Origin of the sequence: Trueperella pyogenes, from assembly GCF_001070855.1 — a bacterium.
GTDB classification, from domain to species: Bacteria; Actinomycetota; Actinomycetes; order Actinomycetales; family Actinomycetaceae; genus Pauljensenia; species Pauljensenia pyogenes_A.
The window spans coordinates 128,370-152,839 of record NZ_JVLH01000006.1; the positions used below are offsets into that span (position 1 = coordinate 128,370).

Here is a 24,470-nt window from a genome sequence, read left to right on the forward strand (position 1 = left end):
TCTATTTTCTCCATGTGCACGGGCCTCAGCCCTGGACCAATGCGTCGGCACCGCCCACGATTTCAGTGATCTCTTGAGTGATCTCCGCCTGACGGGCCGAATTCGCCAGACGCGTGTATTTCGTAATGAGTTCTTCTGCATTATCCGTTGCCGTATGCATTGCACGCTGACGCGAAGCCAGCTCTGATGCGGCGGCTTGCAAAAGAACATTTCGGATCCTGCTCGAGACATACAGCGGAAGCAGGGTGTCAAGAACTTCTTCGGGTGAAGGAATGAACTCATACTCGGGGAAGAGCTCGGCATTCTCCTTGTGCTCACCGCGTTCCTGATCGCGTTCACGATCCCCTTCCGGAGCATCGACAACGGAAAGAGGAATCATGCGTCGAACCTCAGGAACCTGACTCATCATCGACTTAAACCGTGTGTAGACCAAATGAACTTCGCATACACCAGTCATAGGATCTGAATCGGTAAAGCGCTGAAGAAGTTCGCGAGCGATCTGATTGCTGATCTCCTGGGAAGGTGAATCGGACTCCCCTTCCCACGAATCTTCGATCTCCACACCCCGGAAACGGAAGTACGCCTGGGCACGTCGACCGTAGGTGTACAGGACCGGGACTTTTCCTTCTTCTTCGAGGCGTTCGACAAGACGTTCGGCCTCGCGAAGAATCGTTGCTGAGTAAGCTCCAGCCATCCCTCGATCGGAAGCAACCACAAGGACCGCGACACGTGGCGTATCGTGACGCTCACGAGTCAGCGGGTGGTCAAGGTCAGTATGGATAGCGACAGCGGCAACTGCCTGAGTCAGAGCCTTCTCATAGGGTCCAAGTTCAGTAGCTGCCCGACGCGCGGCACCGATTCGCGATGCCGCGATCATTTCCATCGCACGAAAGACCTTAGCCAGCGTCTGCGTAGATGCAATCCGCTGTTTATAGATCCTTTGTTGTCCGCCCATACTCAGGCCTCAGACACTACCGGGCGCGAACGAACGATTTCTTCCTGAGAACGCTCGGCCTGCACCTCAGCGTCATCAAGCGAGACCGGTGATGCCTTCGCACTCACCCATTGGCCATGGAAGGTCTCAACTGCAGCGCGCAAGGCTTCTTCGGTTTCCTTCGAGAGCTCACCGGTTGCGGCGATCTCATCGAGCACTGTGGAGTTTGCTCGCAAGTAGTCCAGCAGGCCGCTTTCAAAGGAAAGGACTTCGCTGACCTCGAGGTCGTCGAGGTAGCCATTTGTGCCGGCCCAGATCGACGCAACCTGGTCTTGGACGACATAGGGCGAGTTTTGCGGCTGCTTGAGAAGCTCCATAAGACGTTCACCGCGCGTAAGCTGACGACGTGTTGCAGCATCAAGGTCAGAAGCAAACATCGCGAAGGCCGCCATCGAACGGTACTGAGCAAGCGTGAGCTTCAAGGTACCGGCAACCTTCTTCATCGCCTTAATCTGCGCTGCACCACCGACACGAGACACCGAAATACCGACATCAACAGCCGGGCGCTGGTTCGAGTTGAAGAGGTCAGACTGAAGGAAGATCTGACCATCGGTAATCGAAATAACGTTGGTCGGAATGTATGCAGAAACGTCATTTGCCTTGGTTTCGATAATCGGCAGACCGGTCATCGATCCCCCACCGAGCTCGTCGGAGAGCTTCGCACAGCGTTCCAGCAAGCGAGAGTGCAAGTAGAAAACGTCACCGGGGTACGCTTCACGCCCCGGCGGGCGGCGCAGAAGAAGCGAAACTGCACGGTAGGCCTCGGCCTGCTTAGAAAGGTCATCGAAAACGATGAGGACGTGCTTGCCCTGGTACATCCAGTGCTGACCAATTGCGCTACCCGTGTAGGGAGCCATGTACTTGTAGCCCGCGGGATCCGAGGCAGGAGAAGCAACGATCGTCGTGTACTCCATTGCTCCGGCGTCCTCTAGAGTCGAGCGAACCGAAGCGATCGTCGACCCCTTCTGACCGATGGCGACATAGATGCATCGAACCTGCTTGTTAACATCGCCGGAAAGCCAGTTGTCACGCTGGTTAATGATCGTATCCAAAGCGATTGCAGTCTTACCGGTTTGACGGTCACCAATGATGAGCTGACGCTGACCACGACCAATCGGGATCATCGAGTCGATCGCCTTCAGGCCGGTCTGCAGCGGCTCGTGAACCGACTTACGCATCATGACGCCAGGAGCCTGAAGTTCCAGCGCTCGTCGACCTTCCAGGTCGGTGATATCACCGAGGCCATCGATGGGGCGGCCCAGCGGGTCAACGGTACGACCGAGGTAGCCATCGCCAACGGGCACTGAGAGCACTTCACCGGTGCGGTAAACGGGCTGTCCTTCTTCAATGGAGGAGAAATCTCCAAGGACAACGGTACCGATTTCACGTTGTTCAAGGTTCATGGCAAGCCCCAGCGTCCCATCCTCGAAACGCAGGAGTTCGTTTGCCATAGTTCCGGGAAGCCCTTCAACGTGGGCAATACCGTCGGCAGTTTCGGTAACATGACCGACTTCATCGGTCGCAACCTGTGCAGGTTGATACGATTCCACGAAAGAGTCGAGCGCCGCCCGTACTTCCTCGGGGCTAATGGACAGATCAGCCATTGAGCATTCCTTCTATCTATTCCTCAGACACATCGGGCTTAACCGACGATCGAACGTTTTAGAGCACCAACTCGCGTGGCCAGTGATGCATCGACTCGCTCCGTCCCCATTCGGATGACGAGGCCGCCGAGCAGTTCAGGGCGCAGCGTGTAGGTTGCCGAAACGGGGCTTGCCAGCTTGGTCTCAAGAATCTTCTCGAGACGCATCTTCTGGTCGTCGCTCAGCTCGTGTGCCGACTCAACGAATACGAAGCGTCGACCGGAGAGGTTCGCCGCGCGAACAGCCAATTCCCGCAGCTTTCCCAAGAGGTGGCCATGCGAGGTCCGTCCCACGCATCGGCGCAAAAGACGCAGACTCGGCTGGCCAAGAACACTCTGGAACACCGTCTGGGCAAGATCTGCGCGTCCCTTCGGAGAAAGGGCAGACAGGTCAGAGAGTTCATTTCTGAGATCGCGATGTGACTGAAGGAAAACAGAAACCGCAACAAGCTGAGCTTCTGTTTCTTCCAATACCCCATCAAATTGCGCGCTGAGCAGCACTGCATCGCAGCCTGTTTCTTCGACAGCGTGCACGATGTCACGCGGACGGGACCAGTGACCCGCTACCAGGTCATGCAGACACTGAATCGAGACAGCAGATACAACCGGAGCGAAAAGACGATCAACAAGAGCGTCTCTATCACTCTGTTCACGCGAGGGGTCAGTGAGTGCACGTTGGACGGAAGAATTCGTGCGCAAAAAATCTGCGACGCCGAAAAGATCTTCCGCTACCTTCATACGCTCATCGCCCGCCTGCGCAAGACGTTCGCGTAACAACTCAGGAGTCATCAGTTCGCACCACCAACGGGAACTTCTTCAGCCTCGAGTTCATCCAAGAAGCGATCCACAACGCGAGCAGTGAGATCAGTATTCTCCAGATGCTCACCCACAAGCTTCTCTGCGAGCTCGCTAGCAAGCAAACCAACATCGCTACGCAGGCTAATCTGCGCGGCCTGCCGCTCGGCAAGGATCTGACGCTGAGCGGCATCTTGCACGCGCTGTGCCTCTACCTGCGCATCAAGACGTGCCTGTGCGACGATCTGCTGGGCCTGAGCACGTGCATCTTCACGGATCTGGTGAGCCTCAGCCTGAGCATCACGAAGCATCTCGTCTTTCTTACGCGAAGCAAGAGAGAGATCTTCGCGAGCCTTCTCAGCGTTATCGAGGCCTTCCTGAATGGCGTCGCGTCGCTGGTCGATCATTGAGTAGATCCGCGGCAACGCGTACAAACCGACGACCAAGAGGATGACCAGAAGAATCAGCGCTGACCAGAAAATCTCATAGAGAGGCGGCAGAACAACGCCAATTCCTCCGACCGATCCCTCGGACATAGGAACAAGCTGTGCGAACATCAGACGATGAAGGGCAGAACGAAGCCGATCAGGCCAAGAGCCTCAGCAAGTGCTGCACCAATAATCATGTTGGTGAAGAGCCTACCGGCGATCTCAGGCTGGCGTGCGGTTGCTTCCTGGGTCTTTCCCACGAGGAGGCCAATACCAATACCAGGGCCAATCGCAGCCAGGCCGTAGCCGATGTAGGCAAGGGATCCGGTCATTTTTCTTTCCTTTTCCTTTGGTGAATCAGTCGAAGGCGCAAGAAGCCTTTAGTGTTCTTCGACTGAAAGCTTGATGTAGACCGCTGTCAGCATGGCGAAAATGTACGCCTGCAAGACAGCTACGAAAATTTCGAAGAGCGTCGCCGCAACCGCGCCAGCTCCGGTTAAGAGGGCACCAGTCTGTTTCATACCGGCAGCGATGAGTAGATTCGACGTTCCAAAATAGGTCAGTGCAAGAAGCAGATGCCCTGAAATCATGTTGCACAGAAGACGAATAGCCAAGGTTGCGGGACGAACAATGAAAGTCGAGAAGAACTCGATGGGGGTAATGAGGAAGTAGATCGGCCAGGGCAATCCCTTGGGGAAAAGCTGCGACTTGAAGAAATGGAAGAAACCGTACTGTTTAATTCCGGCACCCACGAATGAAACGTAGGCGATGACAGCGAAAACAATCGGTACAGCCATCACAGAGGAAGCTGCGATATTCATCCCGGGGATAATTCCCTGAATATTCATAAAAAGAACGCCGAAGAAAACAACACCGATAAAGGCAGCCCAACGACGGCCTCGGCCTTCACCCAGCATCGCGACGGAAATACCATTGCGAACAAACTCGGCTGCCATTTCGAGGAGGACCTGTCCCCGCCCCGGCATGAGCTTGACGCTGCGCGCACCGAGCCAGAAAACCAAGCACAGTGTAATTCCAGCGACCACACGCACCAGTGTCAGCCGGTTGAATTGGAAGAGCGTGCCCTCACCAAAAAATGCATCGGGGAAGAAATCATGGATACCGGGAGCGTGGGGCGCCTGTGTAACAGCGGGAATACAGGTTGCGGCAGCAATCAGCGCGACAATACCGATGAGAACCTTGTACCACAAAGGCATAGCGTAGCTGCGCTGTGCGGTCTTCTCTTCGCCGAGAACTGTCGATTCCACGTGCTCCACTTCCTCACTAGGGCCAACCCGACCCAGTGTAACCCAGCTAACCAGAGATCAAGAACTTATCCCTAGGAATTTTGTTCCTCCGTCAACGACGACGAAAAATCGGCATCTACGATCACTGGCTCTTCCTCAACCGGAACCTCACGAATTATGCGTGATAAAGCGATCCCAAGACCACCAAAAACCACAAAGTGCTCACAAATCAGAACAAGTCCGGTGACAATCGCAGATGCCCCCAAGGCTTTGCTCAGGAACAATCCACCGATCAAGATGGCAAATGTTCCGAACATATGGACCCATATCCACATCGGTCGGGTAGTTGCATCACTACGAATCATGGCACCGAGGCACAGATGCGTAACAGCACCCAATGCCAACATAAGTACAGGAAGAAGCAAGCTACGCAGGCTGTATCCGACCCATGCCTGCCATACACCGACAATCAGGGCACCAGCAGCAATGGCACCCCAGAGGCGGCGCATGAGCAGCTGAATATCCTTCTGATGCACCTGCAAAGAATCACTCATGCATTTTCCTTGGGGCTTTCGGGAGCGGTAGCTTCAATGTGGTCATGATGCGCACGCCGACGTGCGCGCGTAAAAGCGGGGAATTCTGAAGCGGTGAGCCAGATGCCCAAGGCAAGTGCCGGAAGTGCACACAGCGCAACACGTTTCCAGTCATGGACAAGAATGGCGACCGGAGGAAAAGCCACTAGCGCTGTCCACATCCACAAGATTGCGACAACACCTCGGTGCGAGTGTCCCCTAGCAAGCAGACGGTCGTGGAAGTGCGAGCGATCCGCATGGAAGGGACTCTTCCCCCTCAGCATTCGTCGAATCGTAGTGACGACAAGATCTCCAATGGGTACGCAGATGACCGAAATAGGAAGCAATAGCGGGAGGAAGGAAACCAACAGCTGCTGTCCACCTAAAACAGAGGGGTCAACCTGCCCCGTAACGATGATTCCCGCAGCGGCTAGAACCAAGCCCATTGTCTCGGAGCCTCCACCCATCATGATTGAAGATGGGTGGAAGTTGAACCACAAAAAGCCCAAGCAGACTCCGACCAAGGTAATGACCGCCAAAGATGCAGTCGTTGCGTATGAAGCTGCCCCCATGATCCGCGTGAGCACGTAGGAGTAGACGAAGAATGCCGCAGCTCCAATACCGACGACACCAGCGGCCAGACCATCCAGACCGTCAATGAAGTTGACCGCATTCATGATTCCGACGATGAGGAAAACAGTAAGCATCAAGGACAGGCGTGAGGAGCCAATGGTGACACCAAAAATTGGGAAACTTACCAATTGCACGCCATTGAAAGCCATCGAACCGGCGATCAGAATCTGTCCGGAAAGTTTCGTCAGCCAGTCCAATTCCACGACGTCATCAACAACGCCGAGAATGCACATCGCGAGCGCTCCCACGACAACAGCCCAGGCGGCATTCGTTTCAAAGAGGGGCGCCATATAGGGAATCCGTGCACTGATGAGCATCGTGATCACCAGAGCAATGGTGATCGCGATTCCCCCAAGTCGAGGAATCGGAGTGGATTGGATATCTCTGCTGCGCAGCTTTGGGACAATTCCCCAACGCAGGCATGCCCAGCGGACCAGCGGTGTCAGCAGCACGGTGAGTGCGCCAGCCACAACCATCAGCAGGACATAAACCTTCACGGCGTCGATGTCTCCTCCCTCAGCGAGCTAGGGGCTGATAGTCCAGCACCCTGGCGATATCTTCTACGCTCAGTGCTCCTTCGCGAAGTACGCGAGCCTGACCGTGTGCACAATCGATAATTGTGGACGGTTGTGCGCTCTGGGTCGGCCCCGAATTCACGTAGTAGTCTACCGTGCCACGGAAGTATCCGAGCGCTTCATCAATATTTGTCGCAGGAGGCTGTCCCGTTAGGTTGGCCGAGGTCACTGCCATCGGCCCCACGGCCTCGAGCAGCTCACACACTTGCGCATGATTGGGCATGCGAAGCGCGACGGTACCGTGAGTTTTTCCAAGGTCCCAGTTCACGCTGGGGTTTGCACGCACAATCAAGGTCAGCGCACCCGGCCAAAAGGCTTTCATCAGCCCTATGGCATCGTTATCAAGGTCAATAGAGACTCTCCGCGCTTGCTCAACAGAGGCGACTAGGACGGGAGGCGGCATTGTCTCTCCGCGGCCTTTCGCAGCAAGAAGACGACGAACACCCTGGTGATCGTCGGCGGATACGCCGATTCCATAAACGGTATCAGTTGGCAGGACCACCAACGCTCCCTGACCGATCTGTCTTTTAAGGAGGTCAAGCTCGTCCTTTTCCCAACCATGAACGCACTCAAAAATATGTTCCACTGTGAATTACTTTCTCTGTGTTTTCCAAGCGATAAGGAAACGCTCAACTCCGCTTAAGTCACTGCGAGTATGAACCTGAGTAAAACCATTCATCACCGCGATGTGCCGGAGCGTTTGTGCCTGCGAGGGAGAGTGCTCCATAGCCAGCATTCCTCCACTAACAAGGAGCTCACGCGAGCGTTCAATAATCCGACGAGGAATCTCAGTTCCGTCGTCTCCCCCACCATAAAGAGCGCACTCCGGGTCCCGCTGTGCCTCAATTTGTGTCGGCGCTTCCTGAGCCGGCACATAGGGCGGGTTTGTCACAACCAATGCGGTTTTTCCATTGAGGTCGCGGATAGTGTCAGGAGCTGTCGCATCCCCCTTGACGAGGCGAATCTGGGCTTTCGGGTATCGAGCGAGGTTGCGCTCGGCGTAGGCAAAGGCATCTGAGTCAATTTCAACAGCGGTTACCTGATGCCCAGTTTCAGTAGAAAGTGCAAGCGCGATCGCTGCAGACCCAGTACACAGATCAACCCATTCACCTTCAGGAAGCGCTCCGGAGCGCGCCAGCTCTTCAACATGTTCGACAAGCATCTCGGTTTCAGGCCGGACAGTGAAGACCCCTTCACCAGCTGAAAGAACAAGGCTTCTGAAATACATTTCACCGGTCACATGGCTTCGTGGGCGGCGAAGGGCGCGTTGGGTGACTGCAGCGCGGTAGGCGGCCTCATTGGTCGGAGGAACCTCGCGGGGCGCAAATAGCAAAGAATCGACGCCCAAGGCCCACGTCAAGAGGTAGCGTGCCTCGGCCAAGGGAGTTGCTCCCCCCTCGTCGCCCTCAAGGGTGCTCAGGAGGGATGAACCCCACGCAATAAGCTCAGCTTGCGAACTCATACATGTGCGTCGGCGGAGGCGAGACGTTCGGCCTCATCTGCGCTTTGAAGAGATTCAATAACCGGGTCAAGCGCGCCGTCAAGCACCTGATCAAGGTTGTATGCCTTGAAGCCGCTACGGTGATCAGCAATGCGGTTCTCCGGGAAGTTGTACGTACGAACACGTTCCGAACGATCAACAGTACGAACCTGAGAAAGGCGCTGTGCCGAGGCCTCGGCCTCGCGCTTGGCTTTTGCTTCAGCTGCTAAGCGCGAAGCAAGAACACGAAGCGCGGCCTCTTTATTTTGAAGCTGAGACTTCTCATTTTGCATCGAAACGACGATGCCCGATGGAAGGTGGGTAATGCGGACAGCTGAATCGGTGGTATTCACCGACTGCCCACCCGGGCCTGAAGAACGGTAGACATCAATTCGCAAATCATTGGGGTCAATGACAATCTCATCATCGACTTCAAGTTCGGGAATGACGAAAACACCCGCAGCACTGGTATGCACACGCCCCTGCGACTCGGTAACGGGAACGCGCTGTACTCGGTGCACTCCCCCCTCATACTTCAGGTGTGCCCACACGCCTTCATCAGGTGCGGGATTACCAGATGCTCTAATCGCAAGGGTGACTTCTTTGAAACCGCCTAGCTCGGTGTAAGTGGAGGACAGCTCCGTAGTCTTCCACCCCTTCGAATCCGCATAGCGCAGATACATCCGGGCGAGATCTGCGGCAAAGAGTGCAGATTCTTCACCGCCTTCACCTGCTTTGATTTCCAAGATGACGTCACAGGCATCATCGGGATCTCGCGGCGCAAGGATAGACAGAAGATGTTCGTGAGCGGTTCGCTCTGCTTCTTCCAATGCGGGGATTTCCTCTGCGAATGAGGAATCGTCTTCAGCAAGCTCCCGAGCTGCCTCGAGATCCCCCTGTGCATGCTCAAGCTGATCCGCAGCGGCTTTAATGCGCGAAAGCTCCGCGTAACGACGAGAGACTTGCTTGAGAAGTTTGGGGGAAGAAAGGACGTCCGGATCTGACATTCGAGTTTCAAGCTGCGCGTGTTCGTCAAGTAGCGCGTCCAATGCGGAGAATTCTTCTCCAAGAGCACTCATGTCTGATCCTTCCTGCGGGAGTAGTTCAAGGGTAGCCGTTTAAACACATCGGCGCCGACGACCAAAAGTCGTCGGCGCCGAGTAAAAGCTCACTTGGAGGGGCGTACGCGCTTTCCGTAACGCGCCTCGAAACGGGCGACGCGACCGCCGGTGTCGAGGATCTTCTGCTTGCCGGTGTAGAACGGGTGGCAAGCGGAGCAGACGTCCACGCGCATCTCGCCAGAGGTGATGGTGGAACGGGTGTGGAAGGTGTTGCCGCAGGTGCAGGTCACAACGGTATCCACATATTCGGGGTGAATGCCCTTCTTCATGGAAAATCTCCTGGATCGTTTGGTGCTCCGGGTCCGAAATGCAGCGCTCATTGCATCTGGCAATGAGTCACCTTCTTCGATTTTCTCAAAGAAGCACTCCGGTGAGGCGGAAGCCGACATGACATTATGCCATGCGAATCGCTATTTTTTCACGCTCAGTTCATTCGCCATGCGTGAAATAGGTAATGCTCTGGCCTAGAACGAGGAGGAAGACCCAGATCCCGAGAAGCCCCCTCCTGAGCTTCCATAGTCGCTACTCGATGAATCGCTGCTGGGTGTCCACGAGTGAGCGGACTGATAATACGTACGATCAGTCGACAGAGATTGATAGATCCACAAGTTATCCGAGGATGAGTTCCAACCTGCATAGGTACCGAATGCGGCAGCCTTCAAGGCGGCAAGATCGATACCCGCTGACTGAGAGTTCAAGCGGATCGTTTTCGCGGGGTCGTAGTTATGTAGAACACCGTTCAGGTGGTAGTACCCGGTGTAATCGGCAGAATCGGCTGCCTCGCGTTCCTTCTGGGAATTCTCCCACTGCTCGTACCGCTTATCGCTATTCGAGGAGGGATCAGCTTTCAAGGACGCAAGAATAATTCCCTTTGCCCAGCGGCGGGTACCTTCAGCAATTTCATCGAGCTTTTCAAGAGCCGCGATTGGAGTAATACCACCCTTTGCCAATTGCTCTTTAAGGGAGTCGATCAGTGCCATTTGCTGACTGGACCACTGAAGGATTTCATCACGGCCACGTATGGCATCTGGAGTGCCCAATTCCTCACTCACAGAAGTCACCAATTCGCAGAGGACCTCGAGGTCTTCCATGACCGGACCAATCTCTTTCATCCAGACGTCAACCCATCCGGCTCCCAGATTGAAGAACTCAGCCGCGGCAGCGAAGGTGTCATCGCTCGCATCCATAGATTCGGTACGCTGTCGCAAGTCGCCACTGGCGTTATTGAGCGCCGCGCTGAGGGTTTGCAAGAAGGTGGGATTACCGATTTCATCCCATTCTTTCCCGGCCTCGACGAAATCTGACTGATAGCGCTTGTAACGCATATCAAGTCCAGTCTTGTATTTGCCTGCATCCCCGATACCTGCAAATGCTTGCTCTGCACGGTAGCGATCAGCCTGAACAACATCCCAGTGTGCTCGCGCTTCACGAAGGTTGCGCTTTGTCGAGGAACGCAGACGGAACCCCCGAAGCAGGTTCGCTGCACCGGCAATCAGCAAGACGAAAGAGTAGAAGGGCGGGACAGAGTCTTCCCCACCGTTACCGGAAGAGTCAGGCACATACTTGGCAGCCGCCTGAGCTGCCTGAAGCATCCCTTGACTCCACTCCCCTGATCGAAAGTCGTCTTTCGCAGCCTCTTGGATTTTGCTTTGTTTTGAGGAAGAAACCTTGACGTCTTCACCAAAATACGTCCCAACTTTTCGGTAGCTGGGGGAAACCGCAAGAATCACCAGGCCGTCTGCCCACTTATCTCGGCTCGCAGATAACCATTCTTTGTGGTTTGAGCGAGCATAGTTCAAGACTGCTTCGTTGAGATTGCCTGTCGGTACGTTATCGGTTGAGAGAATCACCAGTTTAATAGGCTGACGAAAGCCAATGGATTCCATTGCAGTACCCAAGGATTGCCCGTTGACATCTTCAAAGACTGACGATTGGTCTTCAACAACAACCTCAGGAGCGAAATCGGCCTTACTTGCTCCGCTGATCCCGTTTTGAATAAAAGAACTCAGGAAAAACAGCGGACACACAGCCATCAGCACTAGCGAAAGCACTAATCGGATTACGCCACGTCGATGCGTGTTCTGAGATTTTTCGGGAGTTCCGGGTGAAGCTTGAGGTGTATTCGACATGAAGCTATTTCTCCTAACGCAGACTCACTGAGGATACGCGCACCGTCAAAGAGTAAACAAACGGAAGCTAGCTAACCGCGCGTGTCTGCACGCTGGCCTCGTCGCTAGAAAGAAGAGGAAGAACCGGCTCCAGAGAAGCCACCACCGGAGGCTCCATATCCGCCAGAGCTCCCGTCTGCTGAGTCAGAAGTTCCACTGCCTGCTTTCCAGGTCTGAGCAGTCAAGTAGGCCCTGCGATTCACCTCGATCGGCGAATAAATTGCCCAATTATGCCCGCCATCACTTGGCTCAATGTAGGTACCGCTTGAAGAAAACTTAATCGACCCGAGATTGACTCCCGCCGATTGCGAATTCAGGAGGATCGTTGTCGATGGCTCATAAAAGCAGACTATTCCACCGAGGTAATGGCGTCCCATGTAGGGAACAATCGTGGAATCCCCCCGCTTACTTTGCTGTTCTTTCCAGTATCGATAGCGCTCTTCTCCGCGACTCGAGGGATCTGCCTTTAAAGCCAATAAAATAACGCGCTGAGCTCGTCGCCGAGTATCCCGAGAAATTTCCTCAAGTTTTTCGAGGCCACCTGCGGGAGTGATGCTCCCCTGTCGGATTCCTTCTTTAAGCTCGTGGAACCTGGCCTGTTGTTCACAGATCCACTGAGCAGTTGTATCGCACGCTTGTGACACCTCCGTTGTGTGCACGTGTTTTTTCGCTTCGTCTGCGAGTCGAGCCAGGCCTTCGAGATCTTCAACAACAGGACCAATTTCATTCATCCATACGCCCTCCCAACCGGGACGACGATTGAAGAACTCAGCCGCGCAGATAAAGACATCATTCACATGATCTAAAGAAATTGCCCGTCGCATCAATGCTGTTGAGCGATCGTTCACGCCTTGAGTGAGAGCTTCATAGAACCCCGGAACTTTGAATTCATCTAAATGCTCTTGCAATCGCGGGAGGCTCCGCGCGGTCTGTGCGTGACGCATTGCCATGAGCTTTTGATATTGGCCAGCATGATGAATATCTGCAAACGCTTTTTCTGCCTGCCCTCGACGATTCTTCGCATGCTCAACGCATTCGTGCGCGCGACGTAGATTCTGACGAGTGGAGAAACACAGCCACAATCCCCAGATCAAATTTCCAGCGCCAAGGAGCGAGAGTCCCCAACACCATACGGGTGGATTCACAAGATAGGCATCAGAAGGACCATAGATACCCGGAACATCATGTGCTGATCTTTTCGCCGCGGCGATTACTCCCCCGCTCCAATCCCCCGCACGAAAATAAGTTTTGGCTGATTGCTGAATATCACTTTGTTGCTGCTGAGGGACTTTAACGTTCTCGCCAAAATACGTCCCAACAAGTCGATGTTGAGGAGATACAGAAATGAGAACCAAACCCTGCGCCCATTTCTTTCCATTACTGTCCAGCCACTCATTATGCCGAGCGCGCGCATAGTTCAAGGTCGCTTCATTGAGATTACCCGTAGGCACATCATTTGTCGACAAGATTGCAAGCTTGACAGGTTGGCCAAAACTTAATTGCTCAAGCTCATTTTTTAGAGAATTCCCATGAATATCAGAAAAAACCCGTGCATCATCGTAGATTTCCACCTCCGGATGGTGGCTACCGTAACCACGAAGCACGATCTGATTGAGGGCAAAAGAAACAAGGAAGACCGTTGGGACTACTGCAAGAAGTAGACACGAGAGAAGAAGACGATAAGCTCCGCGTTGCTTTGCAGTGAGCTTTTTCTTCTGCCCTACATCAGAAGAAGGATGAGGTTTACGCGCCACGCTTGCTGTTCTCCCCACTTGGTGTTTTTAGAGTCTCTAAGCAACCCAAAACAAACGGGGGCGAAAGGATTTATCCTTCCGTCCCCGTAAGTCCCGCCGATCAGTCGGCAGATGGTACTTGCTTTTGAACCAGCATGAGGAATTCTGCGTTCGACTGCGTTTCCTTCAAACGATCCAAAACTGCTTCCAGCGCACTTTGCTGATCCAAAGTGCCCAAAACGCGGCGAAGCTTCCACATAATGCGCAATTCTTCGGGCTTGAGCAGCATTTCTTCGCGACGTGTTCCCGAGGCATTGATGTCGATAGCTGGGAAGATTCGGCGGTCGGCAAGCTGGCGCGACAGACGCAGTTCCATGTTGCCAGTCCCCTTGAACTCTTCGAAGATCACCTCGTCCATCTTTGAACCGGTCTCAACAAGAGCCGAAGCGATGATGGTCAGCGATCCACCCTCGCGCAGGTTACGTGCGCCGCCAAAGAACTTCTTGGGCGGGTAGAGCGCCGAGGCGTCAACACCACCGGAGAGGATTCGACCCGAGGCCGGCGCTGCGAGGTTGTACGCACGCGAAAGCCTGGTGATTGAGTCAAGAAGGACGACAACATCTTGACCGAGCTCGACCAGACGCTTGGCGCGTTCAATCGCCAGCTCTGCGACAATTGCGTGATCCGATGCGGGACGGTCAAAGGTCGAAGCAATAACCTCGCCCTTGACGATGGAGCGCATATCGGTCACTTCTTCAGGACGCTCATCAACCAGAACAACCATGAGGTGAACCTCGGGGTTATTCAATTCGATTGCCTTGGCAATCTGCTGAATAACCATAGTCTTGCCGGCCTTCGGAGGCGAAACAATCAAACCACGCTGTCCCTTACCAATGGGGGCAACCAAGTCGATGACGCGAGGAGTGAAGGCCTTTGCCGAAGTCTCCATTCGCAGTTGCTGGTCGGGGTAAATCGGGGTGAGCTTAGAGAACTCGCGGCGCGCCTGCGCGTCCTCAATGCTCATACCATTGACTGAGTCAACGCGAACCAGCGCGTTGTACTTCTGGCGCTGGCGCTCACCTTCACGGGGTGCACGAACCGCGCCTGCGACAGCGTCACCGGGACGCAGTCCCCAGCGACGAACATTGCCGAGGGTGACATAAACATCGTTAGGCCCGGGGAGGTATCCGGAGGTACGAACGAATGCGTGGTTTTCTTGAACGTCCAAGATGCCCGCAATCGGTGCAAGATTTTCTTCGGAGACCGGGGCTGACTCGCGACGCTCGCCACGCTCCACGCGTTCATTGCGCTCGCCGCGTTCACGACGGCCCTCTCGTCCGCGTCCCCGGCGGCGTCCTTCGCGATCACGACGGGAACGATCGCGGGCCTCGGGATCATCACTATCGGGAAGGGCAATCTCAATGTGCTGCGCCGGCGCGGGAGCACTTTCCTCTTCTTCGTGACGGGTCGGGGTCGGCAGATCCAGGGTAACGGCCTGCGGTTCTGCAGCTTCACTAGAGACAACGCGACGACGACGGCTCTTTCGCGGAAGGCCAGTGTCGTTCGATGAACGCTCTTCCGAGGCTGACTGCGAAACAGGAGCGGGCAGTTCAATATTGATCTGCGGGGCCTCGCTCGCTTCCTCACGCGCAACGCGACGGCGACGCGAACGCGGGGCCTCTTCTTGCTTGGGCGCGCCACCTTGCGCAGCGCTGAGCGCCTCAATCAGCTGTGGCTTACGCATTGCAGAAACACCTTTAAGGCCAAGTTCGGTGGCCATGGCTTTGAGTTCCACCAACTTCATGCGCGAGAATTCGCGCTCTTGGGTGGTCACATCGTTGCTCAACTGATAATCCTCACATGCATGGTCTCACAACAGACCAGGTGAACTTCTCAATCAACATGAGATGAATAGAAAGGACATGTCCCAACAGGAACACGGAAGAATTTCCACATTTGGAGATCGAAGGATTTCCTTCAGTGCGATAGTAGCAAGCAAAACACGTTTTCTCACTACTTTCACGCAAGCAGTATTGCTCTGCGCGCTAAATCACACAAAAACGCATCCACCGTTAATCTTTGAAAGATTGCCTCGAGTAATTTGAAGACCTGACGTGGCAAGTTTCAAAGGACGCACTGCCCACCCTGCTGCCTGAGCGTCAGCTTGAACCTTGGGATCAATACTTTCAAGACTGAGCACTGTCGGTCCCGCACCAGAGATCACCGCTGCTTTACCAGCACCACGAAGCCAAGTCACCAAGGCATGAGAAGGTTGCATTGATTGACGTCGGTAGTCTTGGTGCAGGCGATCTTCCGTCGCAGCCATGAGCAGTTCATGAATGTTCCTTCCCGCACCAATCACATGGTTTTGCCCACTGAGGACTGCAGCCAGGATTCCAGCACGTGAAAGATTAAACTTTGCATCATCGAAGGGGACCTGCTGCGGAAGCACTGCACGTGCTTTCGAGGTTGCCAGCTCAAAATCAGGGATAAAGGCAACGGGTTCAATCGGCGCCTCCCCCGAAAGACGCAGCATGCCCGGCAGCTCACCATCCATCCACGAAATCGTCACTCCGCCAGAGATAGCTGGGGCGACGTTATCCGGATGGCCTTCCATCTCGGTCGCAATCGAAAGGATGTCCTCCGCAGTAAGCGCCTCGGGATCTCCAATAAGCGCACGAGCAAGCCCAAGACCAGCGACGATTGCCGAGGCAGAGGAACCTAGGCCTCGAGAATGAGGAATCCGGTTCATACAGCGCATCTGGATACCAACCTGCGCAACGCCTGCTGCCTCCAAGCCCATACGCAGCGCCTGAACAACGAGGTGGTTTTCGCCTTCGTCGAGGACGCCTGCCCCTTCACCCTCAATAGTCACGTGGGTTGCCCCGGCGGTTGCATGGACGCTCACCTCATCCCACAGGTCTAAGGCAAGACCGAAGGAATCAAAACCGGGTCCGAGATTGGCCGAGGTAGCGGGAACGCGAACAGCGACGAAATCTTGAGTGATGCGCATGGAGGGTCACTTTCCAGAATTTAGATATCCAGGAGCGGGAAGATTGCGGGTGGGACATGGGTGTTGAGTTCATTCACCAGAGCCTCGACGAGGCCATGGGCGCGGTCTCGCGCGATTGCCTGGGTTGTCAGGGTCGCAACGCTTTCTCCTTCAGTATCCCCCGCTTCGATATCGATCCCCTGTAGCGACACTTCGAGTGAGGAACACACCCGGCTTACAGACTCACTAACACCTGAAGCCGTCGGAATGCTCAATCGAATAATGAACGGCGAAACAACACTCCAGTTATCCGAGAGTTTCACAGGCAACTCATCTTCTTCACGCATCGCCCCCAGTCCATTGAGACGGTCACGTGCTGCGGCAACAATGTCCCCCAAAACAGCCGAGGCCGTCGGGAAGCCACCTGCCCCGAGGCCTAGGAAAGACAATGTTCCCGCAGCTTGGGCATTAACGAAAACACCATTCGCGGGCCCATGAAGAGAGGCGAAGGCATGATCAAGAGGAACAAAAGTCGGCTCAACCCCTAGACGAAGGACAGGCTCGCCTGCCTCCTCGTCATATTGAGCGCGGGCAACAAGCTTAATGACGTAGCCCAGACGTTCAGCTAGTGCAATGTCATCGGTCGACAGCGCGGTAATCCCCTGACGCGGCACGCTCTCAACACTGACCCAACGTCCAAAGGAGAGAGAGGACATAATCGCGCATTTTGCTGAGGCATCATAGCCCTCAACATCGGCGCTGGGATCAGCCTCCGCGAAACCCAATTCCTTGGCCTGAGCCAAAGCTTCGCCATAGTCCGCGCCCTGAGTGGTCATTTGATCAAGAATAAAGTTGGTCGTCCCGTTGACGACTCCAGCAATCTGGCGAACCCGATCTCCGCGTAGGGATGAGGTCAAAGCCCCAATCACGGGAATTGCACCAGCAACGGCGGCTTCGAAGTAGAGGCGGGTATTCGCCTCGCGGGCAGCAGCAAAAAGCTCGGGCCCACGAGAAGCAATAAGAGCCTTATTACCAGTAATGACTGCACTGCCATTCTTCAGGGCAGCCATGACATACTCATAAGCCGGATCGACCCCGCCGATCAATTCAACGACGAGGTCTTTCCCCGCAATGACTTCATAGGGATCAGTCGTTAGCAATGAAGAATCAATGGGGAAGGCGCGCTTGGCGTCTAGGCGTCGAACGAGCACAGATTGAACCTCGAGCCGCGTACCCAAACGACGTTCATACTCATCCGACCACTGTTGAAGAAGGTGAATCACATGAGCGCCAACAGTGCCTGCACCCAAAACTCCAATACGGATCGTGGATGGTGTCGTATTCACATTTCCTCCTCTTGGGGGCCAAATCGGCACGTATATAAAGTCAGCTGAAATTGCTCGTGGACCAGTGACGAGTCTACTGTGCACACCCCCTGAAGGCACAGGCTCATCAAGTGATGAACGACTTGCAGCGCGCTCAAAGACTAAAAAGGACTTTTGTCCTACACTATGAGTGATCGGAGCGACAAAAGTCCCAGATTGTTAGACATGGCATATACACAGAACAGGCATAAAGATGCTGTCCATGCACCAAGTGCGAGAGACTATTAGCAGATGCCCGATACGGCACCAAAGATGAGGCCGATGCCTTATCAACCGGAGGTTTTCAGTCCGAAAGCCACGGCAACCGAGAAGAGGGAACATGACTGATCAGCAGACCGCCGACGTCACGACCGACGCCTGGGACGGTTTCGTCAAGGGCCATTGGTCCGAAGCAATCGACGTGCGCGACTTCATCCAGCGCAACTACACCCCTTACGAAGGAGATGCCTCCTTCCTGGCCGGGCCGACCGAAAAGACCCTGCGCGTCTGGGAGACGCTCGAAAAGGACTACCTGTCCAAGGAGCGCAAGGTCCGCATCCTCGATGTTGACACCCACACCCCCGCCGATATCGACGCTTTCAAGCCCGGTTACATCAGCGATGATGACGACGTCATCGTCGGCCTGCAGACCGATGCGCCTCTGAAGCGTGCAATGATGCCAAACGGCGGCTGGCGCATGGTTGAGACCGCTATTAAGGAAGCTGGCAAAGAGGTCGACCCCGAAGTCAAGAAGATCTTCACCCAGTACCGCAAGACCCACAACGACGCGGTCTTCGATATCTACACACCTCGTATCCGCGCAGCGCGTTCCTCCCACATCATCACCGGTCTTCCCGATGCATACGGCCGTGGCCGCATCATTGGTGACTACCGTCGTGTTGCACTGTACGGTGTTGACCACCTGATCGAGGAGAAGCAGAAGGATAAGGATCGCTACGCAGATCAGCCCTTCTCAGAGCACTGGGCACGCTACCGCGAGGAGCACTCGGAGCAGATCAAGGCTCTGAAGAAGCTCAAGAAGATGGCAGCCGACTACGGCTTCGACATCTCCGGCCCCGCTCGCAACGCACACGAAGCAGTGCAGTGGACCTACTTCGGCTACCTGGCCTCCGTGAAGTCCCAGGACGGCGCCGCAATGTCGATCGGCCGTCTCTCCGCATTCTTCGACTGCTACTTCGAGCGCGATCTTAATCGTGGAACCCTCACCGAGCTCGAGGCCCAGGAGATCATCGACTCTCTGGTCATCAAGCTCCGCATTACCCGCTTCCTGCGCACGATCGATTACGATCAGATCTTCTCCGGCGACCCCTACTGGGCAACCTGGTCGGATGCAGGCTTCGGCGAAGACGGACGTACCTTGGTTACCAAGACCGCCTTCCGTCTCCTGCAGACCCTGCGTAACCTCGGCCCCGCACCCGAGCCGAACATCACCATCTTCTGGGATGAGAAGCTCCCCAAGGGCTACAAGGAATTCTGCGCACTGATCTCGATTGAGACCTCCTCCATTCAGTACGAATCCGATGAGCAGATTCGTGAGCACTGGGGCGATGACGCAGCCATCGCATGCTGTGTTTCCCCCATGCGCGTTGGCAAGCAGATGCAGTTCTTCGGCGCCCGCGTGAACTCTGCAAAGGCTCTCCTCTACGCCATCAACGGTGGCCGCGATGAGATGAGCGGAAAGCAAGTCATGGAAGGCTACGAGCCCATTAAGGGTGACGGCCCGCTCGACTTCGACGAGGTCTGGACAAAGTACGAAGAGATGCTGGACTGGGTTGTTGGCACCTACGTCGAGGCCCTGAACATCATCCACTACTGCCACGATCGCTACGCCTACGAGGCAGTCGAGATGGCGCTGCACGATTCCGAGATCATTCGCACCATGGGTTGCGGTATTGCTGGCCTGTCCATCGTTGCTGACTCCCTGTCCGCTATCAAGTACGCGAAGGTTTACCCGATTCGCGACGAAACCGGACTGGTTGTCGACTACCGCACCGAGGGAGACTTCCCGACCTACGGTAACGATGACGACCGTGCAGACGATATTGCAGCAACCGTCGTTCACACCGTCATGGATAAGATTCGCGCAATCCCCATGTACCGTGATGCAATCCCGACCCAGTCGGTGCTGACCATCACCTCGAACGTTGTTTACGGTAAGGCAACCGGTTCCTTCCCCTCGGGCCACCAGAAGGGCACCCCCTTCGCACCCGGTGCAAACCCCGAGAACGGTATCGATACCCACGGCATGGTCGCTTCCATGCTCTCGGTCGCCAAGCTCGACTACAACGACGCACTGGACGGCATCTCGCTGACCAACACCATTACCCCTCAGGGCCTTGGACGTACGCGTGACGAGCAGATCACCAACCTGGTTGGCATCCTGGACGCAGGCTTCGTCCCCGACGATTGCTGCGCCGTCGACGCCACCAAGGGTTACTGATAGAAACAAGTCTTAGGCAAACGGAACACCGCTTGTCTATCCGGCCCCACCCGGAAGAAAAGGAGAAATGAAATGGCAACGAAGACCTACGAAGAGCGTCTTGCTTCCATGAAGGCCGCCCGCGAAGAGCGTGAGGAAGGCGCTGGTCTGTACCACGCCAACATCAACGTTCTCGACCAGGCAACCCTCGAAGACGCAATGGAGCACCCCGAGAACTACCCGAACCTGACCGTTCGCGTTTCGGGCTACGCAGTGAACTTCGTGAAGCTCACCCGCGAGCAGCAGCTGGACGTGCTTTCCCGCACCTTCCACCACTCTGCCTGAGCGTAGATGACATGAATGGGGCGCTGGCCGCAGGGCCCGCGCCCCATTCATTTATCTGGCGGATCACGAAATTTTTCTCATTTTTCTATCGTTCCTCTAGGTAGGAACCAACCTTTGGGTAGTAATCCACGGAGCACACAATGACCTTGACTATGAGCAGCGCTGAGCTACTTCGCGATCAGGATTTCCAGGCACCTACGGCCCGAACAGCCGGCCAGGGTGTTGAAGGCCTGGAAGAATTGACTGACCTTGAACGTTCGGATCGCTTGGCTCGAATGCGTGAAGGAACCCTTGGTTCAATCCACTCTTGGGAATTGGTCACTGCCGTTGACGGCCCTGGAACCCGCATGACGGTCTTCCTCAACGGCTGCCCGCTTCGCTGCTTGTACTGCCACAACCCAGATACTTTCCTCATGAAGGATGGCGCTCCCATTTCAGATGAGGAGCTTCTGAATAGGATCCGCCGCTACCGCAGGGTTTTTAAAGCGACCAACGGAGGAATTACGCTTTCCGGTGGCGAGGTCCTCATGCAGCCCGCATTTGCCAAGCGAATTGTCCTAGGCACAAAAGCCATGGGGATCCACACCTGCATCGATACCTCCGGTTACCTTGGCGCCAACTGTGACGATGAGATGCTGGACAACCTTGATCTTGTCCTTCTGGACGTAAAGTCTGGCTTCCCCGAGACATACAAGGAAGTCACTGGCCGTGACCTCCAGCCGACCATCGACTTTGGTGATCGCATCGCCCAGCGGGGCGGTCCGACCAGAATTTGGATCCGCTTCGTCTTAGTGCCCGGTCTGACCGATGACCCGGAAAATATTCGTCGAGTCGGCGAGATTGTCTTGCGTTGGAAGAACGTGATCGATCGAGTTGAGGTCCTTCCCTTCCACCAACTTGGTTCGGATAAGTGGAAGAGCTTGGGACTCGAATACAAGCTGGAAGACACGAAGCCGCCATCGCCCGAGGCAACAGATAAGGTTCGCGATTACTTCCGCACTCTAGGCTTCGAAGTCCACTGAGAAACCGCTGACTAACAAAAGTTTACCGCCCCTAGAATCCATTCCAGATTCAGGGGCGGCTACTTTGTTCTCACGAGTGAGGTCAAAGTGCTTTATGCGTGTAGGTGCGCATCCAAGGCAGCGTGCGGATCTTCACCCTCATGTAGCTCCCGGATCACGCGAGCAGGATTACCCACGGCCAAGCTATAAGGCGGCAGAGAACGCGTGACAACCGATCCTGCTCCGACTACCGAGTCATGGCTAATTGTCACCCCCTGGCACACTGTTACCCCGCTTGCCAGCCACACATTATCTTCAATAGTGATGGGCTCAGCACTTTCCCATCCTGCCCGACGAGGCCCGTGTTCCAAGGGGTGAACGGGAGTCAACAACTGACAATTGGGACCGATTAGAACGTCATTACCGATACGGATTTCGGCAACATCGAGAGCGGTCAAGCCATAGTTCACCCAGACGCCCTCGCCGATATGGATATTAAATCCGTAGTCAACGCGAAAAGGCGGACGAATTGTGACTCGCTCCCCCACGCTGCCGAGGATCTGCTGAAGAAGATAGTGCGCAATATCAGGGTCTTCTGGAAGTGCCTGCTCGTAGAGTTTCAACAGACGCTGCGCGCGCTGCGAAACCTCAGCCATTTTCGGGTGATCCCCGATATACCAATCCCCTGCGAGCATTCGCTCCCAGTTATTACGCCCATCAGCTTCGAAATTTCCATGCTGGCGCATCAGCTATCCCAATTCCGCAATAGCGCAAGCAACAGTTCCATCGAGTAGCGGTCCGAACGCGGATCCTCAGGATGCCACTGAACGCCAAGAATTCGGCTATCAGGATCCTCAACGGCTTCGATCACACCATCACTGCTACGCGCGCTCACCTGCAGCCCATCTCCCACGCGGTCAATACTCTGGTGATGCGCTGAACTAACCGTGAGTTCATGGCCAAAACCGGCACGAATCAGGACCGACCCTTCATCTACGGTAACCTGGTGGCGCGCAAAACGCTGGTCGTCAAGAAGAGTCGGGCTCTCATGACCATCCATGTCTTGAATCAAGGTACCGCCATAAGCAACGTTAATTACCTGATGCCCGCGGCAAATTCCAAGAAGCGGAATATGGCGTGCACGGCACAACTGGACTAACGCGATTTGTCGCCGGTCACCTTCTGGCCAGTGCTGACCTTCTCTGGGGTAACCAGAATCCATGCCGTAAAACTCGGGAGCGACATCTGGTCCTCCCAAGATGATCACTGCATCGGTTCCTTCAACAAGCTGCTCGGGCGAGCGAGGATCACTATCAGCAATGTGCAGTCGCACATCCCAAGTAGTGACAGCAGTGCTGAGGACACTCCCCTGCAAAGCCTCCAGCAAGGCTTGTTCCCGAGAGGTGGCGCGGTGATCGGTCAGGGCACTGACCAGAAGGGTCGGGCGACTCATCACGTCTCCTTGAAATCACTCAGGCCAGCGTTCCCATGGGGTCCCATGCGGGCAAAACGATGGGCTCAGCATCCACTGCAGCCGCCAAGTCTTCAGGAAGTGCACTCTTAGGCACAACAACCTCGAAAACATTATCGGTGAACCATTGATCATCCATGGTGAAGAAGCCCGAATCTCCAGGCTCATCCCCCCAGGAATTCTCAACCCTCCACGCGCGCGGTTGTCCGGCCTCGTCAAGGTCTACCCCGGTAAAGAGCATCGCATGGTCCATCGCTGATTCACCCGAGCGCACCCGCTCAAGCTTCGTCGAGCTGAAATCGACATCAAAAAGGCCGTCGTAGTCATGGATACCGGTCACAAAGAAACCGAGGCCTCGATCATAGGGCTGGGAGACATCGGCACCGAACCACACAGCCTCACCAGCTGCGATCTGTGCAGCCGCAATGCGCTTAATCTCTTCAACGGGGGCATTCAGGTAGCGAATCGGACGTCCACCGACGACATTGCCCAGGTGCTCGACAGTTTCCATCGACCCCTTCGGGTTTTCAGGACGGGGATCATCAACCAGACAGATGTACTCGCTCAGGTCCACACCCACGTGGCACTCGTAGAACTCGTGAGGAGTGATCTCACCATCGCGATGGAAGTTCCCCTCATCATCACGCCACTGCCAGTTAAAGCGTACGGGCGGCTCTCCCAGGCAGACAACAAGAATCTTCCACACATCAGCCAAAATCTTGCGACGCTGAGTATCGATTTCCTCAGCGCTTGCACCGGCAGCAATGGCCTCGCGAAGACGAAGAGCACCAATGTGGAGCACTGCACGCAGACGCGCATTCATGGGACGAGAATTGGTTGATGCCTCACTTTCAGGCATGACTTCCTTGGGCACCAAGCCATACTTCATATAGACCGAAACAGCCATATCCCACTGGCCACCATCACCCAAAACATCGCCCAGCAGGAACTGAACCAGACGACCGTCAACAGGCTCGTCCGAAGTAGCAATGATGTCCGTCAGGAACCAGTTGGCGCGTTCGAACTTATCCCAGAAGAATACGTAGCTCTGAGAGAACTCGAAGTTCTTGACCCCCAGGCTTTCGCGCGCCCGCGAGCGCAGGAAGTTCAACGAGGAAAAGAGCCAGCAGCGACCAGACTTCTTCTGAGAAGTTGCCTTCCAATCATCCAAGCGGTGAGAAACAGCTGTGGAAGTGTGCTGAATCTTTTCGCGGTTCAAAGAAGCGGCTTCAATTCCAACTTGGGTTGCGGCATTCCTGGCCAGCGCGACCTTGGCGCTTTCCTCTTCGCGCAACTGCATCAGGAGGTCATTGGAGATCTCAGGCATATTCTCGTCCTCTCATTTGACTAGTACTTTAAGCATCTTTGCTTCCTCCATACTACGCTCCTGAGGGGCATCTCCTTGTTTCTGTCCATGACCAAGGAAGGGCCTGAAGTCTTAGGGATAGGCGTTCTTTCCCACTTAGACT

23 protein-coding genes are annotated in these 24,470 nt (G+C 55.1%); 3 read left to right on the forward strand and 20 right to left on the reverse strand.

What is annotated here, in order from left to right; genetic code table 11:
* Positions 1 to 25: 25 nt before the first annotated feature.
* The 17 genes from ADG72_RS01965 to ADG72_RS02050 all read right to left on the reverse strand — a co-directional run bounded on the left by ADG72_RS01965 (position 26) and on the right by ADG72_RS02050 (position 17,726).
* The gene (locus ADG72_RS01965; RefSeq protein ID WP_048711811.1) at positions 26 to 955 is read right to left on the reverse strand and encodes a F0F1 ATP synthase subunit gamma; all 930 of its coding nucleotides are present in this window, start codon (positions 953 to 955) and stop codon (positions 26 to 28) included.
* A 2-nt stretch (positions 956 to 957) separates the two neighbouring features.
* Positions 958 to 2,598: a F0F1 ATP synthase subunit alpha gene (gene atpA / locus ADG72_RS01970; protein ID WP_034502899.1), complete on the reverse strand. Its 1,641-nt coding sequence runs from the start codon at positions 2,596 to 2,598 to the stop codon at positions 958 to 960.
* A gap of 38 nt (positions 2,599 to 2,636) precedes the next feature.
* Entirely contained in the window at positions 2,637 to 3,425 is a 789-nt protein-coding gene (locus tag ADG72_RS01975; protein WP_048711813.1) for a F0F1 ATP synthase subunit delta, read from the reverse strand.
* Positions 3,425 to 3,988: a F0F1 ATP synthase subunit B gene (locus tag ADG72_RS01980; RefSeq protein ID WP_048711815.1), complete on the reverse strand. Its 564-nt coding sequence runs from the start codon at positions 3,986 to 3,988 to the stop codon at positions 3,425 to 3,427. Before ADG72_RS01980 ends, ADG72_RS01975 begins: the two co-directional genes overlap by 1 nt.
* Entirely contained in the window at positions 3,988 to 4,191 is a 204-nt protein-coding gene (gene atpE, locus ADG72_RS01985) for an ATP synthase F0 subunit C (protein ID WP_009409252.1), read from the reverse strand. The genes ADG72_RS01980 and atpE overlap by 1 nt, the downstream gene beginning before the upstream one ends.
* Positions 4,192 to 4,239: 48 nt before the next feature.
* Positions 4,240 to 5,127 (reverse strand): F0F1 ATP synthase subunit A, encoded by an 888-nt coding sequence (atpB, locus tag ADG72_RS01990; RefSeq protein WP_239667625.1) that lies wholly within the window; start codon positions 5,125 to 5,127, stop codon positions 4,240 to 4,242.
* A 71-nt stretch (positions 5,128 to 5,198) separates the two neighbouring features.
* Positions 5,199 to 5,660 carry a hypothetical protein gene (locus tag ADG72_RS01995; RefSeq protein WP_048711817.1) on the reverse strand — a complete coding sequence of 154 codons (462 nt, stop codon included), beginning with the start codon at positions 5,658 to 5,660 and terminating at the stop codon, positions 5,199 to 5,201.
* Positions 5,657 to 6,808, reverse strand: coding sequence for a glycosyltransferase family 4 protein (locus ADG72_RS02000; RefSeq protein WP_048711819.1), 1,152 nt, complete (start codon positions 6,806 to 6,808; stop codon positions 5,657 to 5,659). The genes ADG72_RS01995 and ADG72_RS02000 overlap by 4 nt, the downstream gene beginning before the upstream one ends.
* A gap of 19 nt (positions 6,809 to 6,827) precedes the next feature.
* On the reverse strand, positions 6,828 to 7,472 hold the full coding sequence (locus ADG72_RS02005) for an L-threonylcarbamoyladenylate synthase (RefSeq protein ID WP_048711821.1): 645 nt from the start codon (positions 7,470 to 7,472) through the stop codon (positions 6,828 to 6,830).
* Between the two features lie 6 nt (positions 7,473 to 7,478).
* Entirely contained in the window at positions 7,479 to 8,348 is an 870-nt protein-coding gene (locus tag ADG72_RS02010; protein WP_048711822.1) for a N5-glutamine methyltransferase family protein, read from the reverse strand.
* Positions 8,345 to 9,445 carry a peptide chain release factor 1 gene (gene prfA / locus ADG72_RS02015; RefSeq protein WP_048711825.1) on the reverse strand — a complete coding sequence of 367 codons (1,101 nt, stop codon included), beginning with the start codon at positions 9,443 to 9,445 and terminating at the stop codon, positions 8,345 to 8,347. Before prfA ends, ADG72_RS02010 begins: the two co-directional genes overlap by 4 nt.
* A gap of 89 nt (positions 9,446 to 9,534) precedes the next feature.
* Positions 9,535 to 9,756: a 50S ribosomal protein L31 gene (rpmE, locus tag ADG72_RS02020; protein ID WP_009409245.1), complete on the reverse strand. Its 222-nt coding sequence runs from the start codon at positions 9,754 to 9,756 to the stop codon at positions 9,535 to 9,537.
* A gap of 195 nt (positions 9,757 to 9,951) precedes the next feature.
* The gene (locus ADG72_RS02030; protein ID WP_239667626.1) at positions 9,952 to 11,616 is read right to left on the reverse strand and encodes a DUF5129 domain-containing protein; all 1,665 of its coding nucleotides are present in this window, start codon (positions 11,614 to 11,616) and stop codon (positions 9,952 to 9,954) included.
* Positions 11,617 to 11,720: 104 nt separating this feature from the next.
* The gene (locus ADG72_RS02035) at positions 11,721 to 13,409 is read right to left on the reverse strand and encodes a DUF5129 domain-containing protein (RefSeq protein WP_048711830.1); all 1,689 of its coding nucleotides are present in this window, start codon (positions 13,407 to 13,409) and stop codon (positions 11,721 to 11,723) included.
* A 100-nt stretch (positions 13,410 to 13,509) separates the two neighbouring features.
* A complete protein-coding gene (rho, locus tag ADG72_RS02040; RefSeq protein WP_048712063.1) occupies positions 13,510 to 15,192 on the reverse strand; it encodes a transcription termination factor Rho in 1,683 nt (560 codons plus the stop codon).
* Positions 15,193 to 15,438: 246 nt separating this feature from the next.
* Positions 15,439 to 16,401: a homoserine kinase gene (gene thrB / locus ADG72_RS02045; protein ID WP_048711831.1), complete on the reverse strand. Its 963-nt coding sequence runs from the start codon at positions 16,399 to 16,401 to the stop codon at positions 15,439 to 15,441.
* A gap of 20 nt (positions 16,402 to 16,421) precedes the next feature.
* Positions 16,422 to 17,726 carry a homoserine dehydrogenase gene (locus ADG72_RS02050; protein ID WP_048711832.1) on the reverse strand — a complete coding sequence of 435 codons (1,305 nt, stop codon included), beginning with the start codon at positions 17,724 to 17,726 and terminating at the stop codon, positions 16,422 to 16,424.
* 358 nt (positions 17,727 to 18,084) lie between these two features.
* Between ADG72_RS02050 and pflB the strand changes: the two genes are divergently transcribed.
* The 3 genes from pflB to pflA all read left to right on the forward strand — a co-directional run bounded on the left by pflB (position 18,085) and on the right by pflA (position 21,551).
* Positions 18,085 to 20,205 carry a formate C-acetyltransferase gene (pflB, locus tag ADG72_RS02055; RefSeq protein WP_048711834.1) on the forward strand — a complete coding sequence of 707 codons (2,121 nt, stop codon included), beginning with the start codon at positions 18,085 to 18,087 and terminating at the stop codon, positions 20,203 to 20,205.
* 72 nt (positions 20,206 to 20,277) lie between these two features.
* Positions 20,278 to 20,529, forward strand: coding sequence for an autonomous glycyl radical cofactor GrcA2 (gene grcA2, locus ADG72_RS02060; RefSeq protein ID WP_009409237.1), 252 nt, complete (start codon positions 20,278 to 20,280; stop codon positions 20,527 to 20,529).
* A gap of 140 nt (positions 20,530 to 20,669) precedes the next feature.
* A complete protein-coding gene (gene pflA, locus ADG72_RS02065) occupies positions 20,670 to 21,551 on the forward strand; it encodes a pyruvate formate-lyase-activating protein (protein ID WP_048711836.1) in 882 nt (293 codons plus the stop codon).
* Between the two features lie 92 nt (positions 21,552 to 21,643).
* On the opposite strand, the gene ADG72_RS02070 is transcribed toward pflA, so the two are convergent.
* From ADG72_RS02070 to ADG72_RS02080, 3 genes are read right to left on the reverse strand one after another with little or no spacing between them, the layout of a single operon-like run.
* Complete coding sequence (locus tag ADG72_RS02070) at positions 21,644 to 22,276, reverse strand: sugar O-acetyltransferase (protein ID WP_048711839.1); 633 nt, start codon at positions 22,274 to 22,276, stop codon at positions 21,644 to 21,646.
* The gene (locus ADG72_RS02075; RefSeq protein WP_048711841.1) at positions 22,276 to 22,983 is read right to left on the reverse strand and encodes a gamma-glutamyl-gamma-aminobutyrate hydrolase family protein; all 708 of its coding nucleotides are present in this window, start codon (positions 22,981 to 22,983) and stop codon (positions 22,276 to 22,278) included. Before ADG72_RS02075 ends, ADG72_RS02070 begins: the two co-directional genes overlap by 1 nt.
* Before the next feature lie 19 nt (positions 22,984 to 23,002).
* Positions 23,003 to 24,328 (reverse strand): aminopeptidase C, encoded by a 1,326-nt coding sequence (locus tag ADG72_RS02080; protein ID WP_048711843.1) that lies wholly within the window; start codon positions 24,326 to 24,328, stop codon positions 23,003 to 23,005.
* Positions 24,329 to 24,470 lie beyond the last annotated feature (142 nt).

Excerpts from the sequence above, each read along its gene's own strand:
- ADG72_RS01965 (WP_048711811.1), bottom strand. The coding sequence starts at position 955 with ATGGGCGGACAACAAAGGATCTATAAACAGCGGATTGCATCTACGCAG.
- atpA (WP_034502899.1), bottom strand. The coding sequence starts at position 2,598 with ATGGCTGATCTGTCCATTAGCCCCGAGGAAGTACGGGCGGCGCTCGAC.
- ADG72_RS01975 (WP_048711813.1), bottom strand. The coding sequence starts at position 3,425 with ATGACTCCTGAGTTGTTACGCGAACGTCTTGCGCAGGCGGGCGATGAG.
- ADG72_RS01980 (WP_048711815.1), bottom strand. The coding sequence starts at position 3,988 with ATGTTCGCACAGCTTGTTCCTATGTCCGAGGGATCGGTCGGAGGAATT.
- atpE (WP_009409252.1), bottom strand. The coding sequence starts at position 4,191 with ATGACCGGATCCCTTGCCTACATCGGCTACGGCCTGGCTGCGATTGGC.
- ADG72_RS01995 (WP_048711817.1), bottom strand. The coding sequence starts at position 5,660 with ATGAGTGATTCTTTGCAGGTGCATCAGAAGGATATTCAGCTGCTCATG.
- ADG72_RS02010 (WP_048711822.1), bottom strand. The coding sequence starts at position 8,348 with ATGAGTTCGCAAGCTGAGCTTATTGCGTGGGGTTCATCCCTCCTGAGC.
- prfA (WP_048711825.1), bottom strand. The coding sequence starts at position 9,445 with ATGAGTGCTCTTGGAGAAGAATTCTCCGCATTGGACGCGCTACTTGAC.
- rpmE (WP_009409245.1), bottom strand. The coding sequence starts at position 9,756 with ATGAAGAAGGGCATTCACCCCGAATATGTGGATACCGTTGTGACCTGC.
- ADG72_RS02030 (WP_239667626.1), bottom strand. The coding sequence starts at position 11,616 with ATGTCGAATACACCTCAAGCTTCACCCGGAACTCCCGAAAAATCTCAG.
- rho (WP_048712063.1), bottom strand. The coding sequence starts at position 15,192 with ATGAAGTTGGTGGAACTCAAAGCCATGGCCACCGAACTTGGCCTTAAA.
- thrB (WP_048711831.1), bottom strand. The coding sequence starts at position 16,401 with ATGCGCATCACTCAAGATTTCGTCGCTGTTCGCGTTCCCGCTACCTCG.
- pflB (WP_048711834.1), top strand. The coding sequence starts at position 18,085 with ATGACTGATCAGCAGACCGCCGACGTCACGACCGACGCCTGGGACGGT.
- grcA2 (WP_009409237.1), top strand. The coding sequence starts at position 20,278 with ATGGCAACGAAGACCTACGAAGAGCGTCTTGCTTCCATGAAGGCCGCC.
- pflA (WP_048711836.1), top strand. The coding sequence starts at position 20,670 with ATGACCTTGACTATGAGCAGCGCTGAGCTACTTCGCGATCAGGATTTC.
- ADG72_RS02070 (WP_048711839.1), bottom strand. The coding sequence starts at position 22,276 with ATGCGCCAGCATGGAAATTTCGAAGCTGATGGGCGTAATAACTGGGAG.
- ADG72_RS02075 (WP_048711841.1), bottom strand. The coding sequence starts at position 22,983 with ATGAGTCGCCCGACCCTTCTGGTCAGTGCCCTGACCGATCACCGCGCC.
- ADG72_RS02080 (WP_048711843.1), bottom strand. The coding sequence starts at position 24,328 with ATGCCTGAGATCTCCAATGACCTCCTGATGCAGTTGCGCGAAGAGGAA.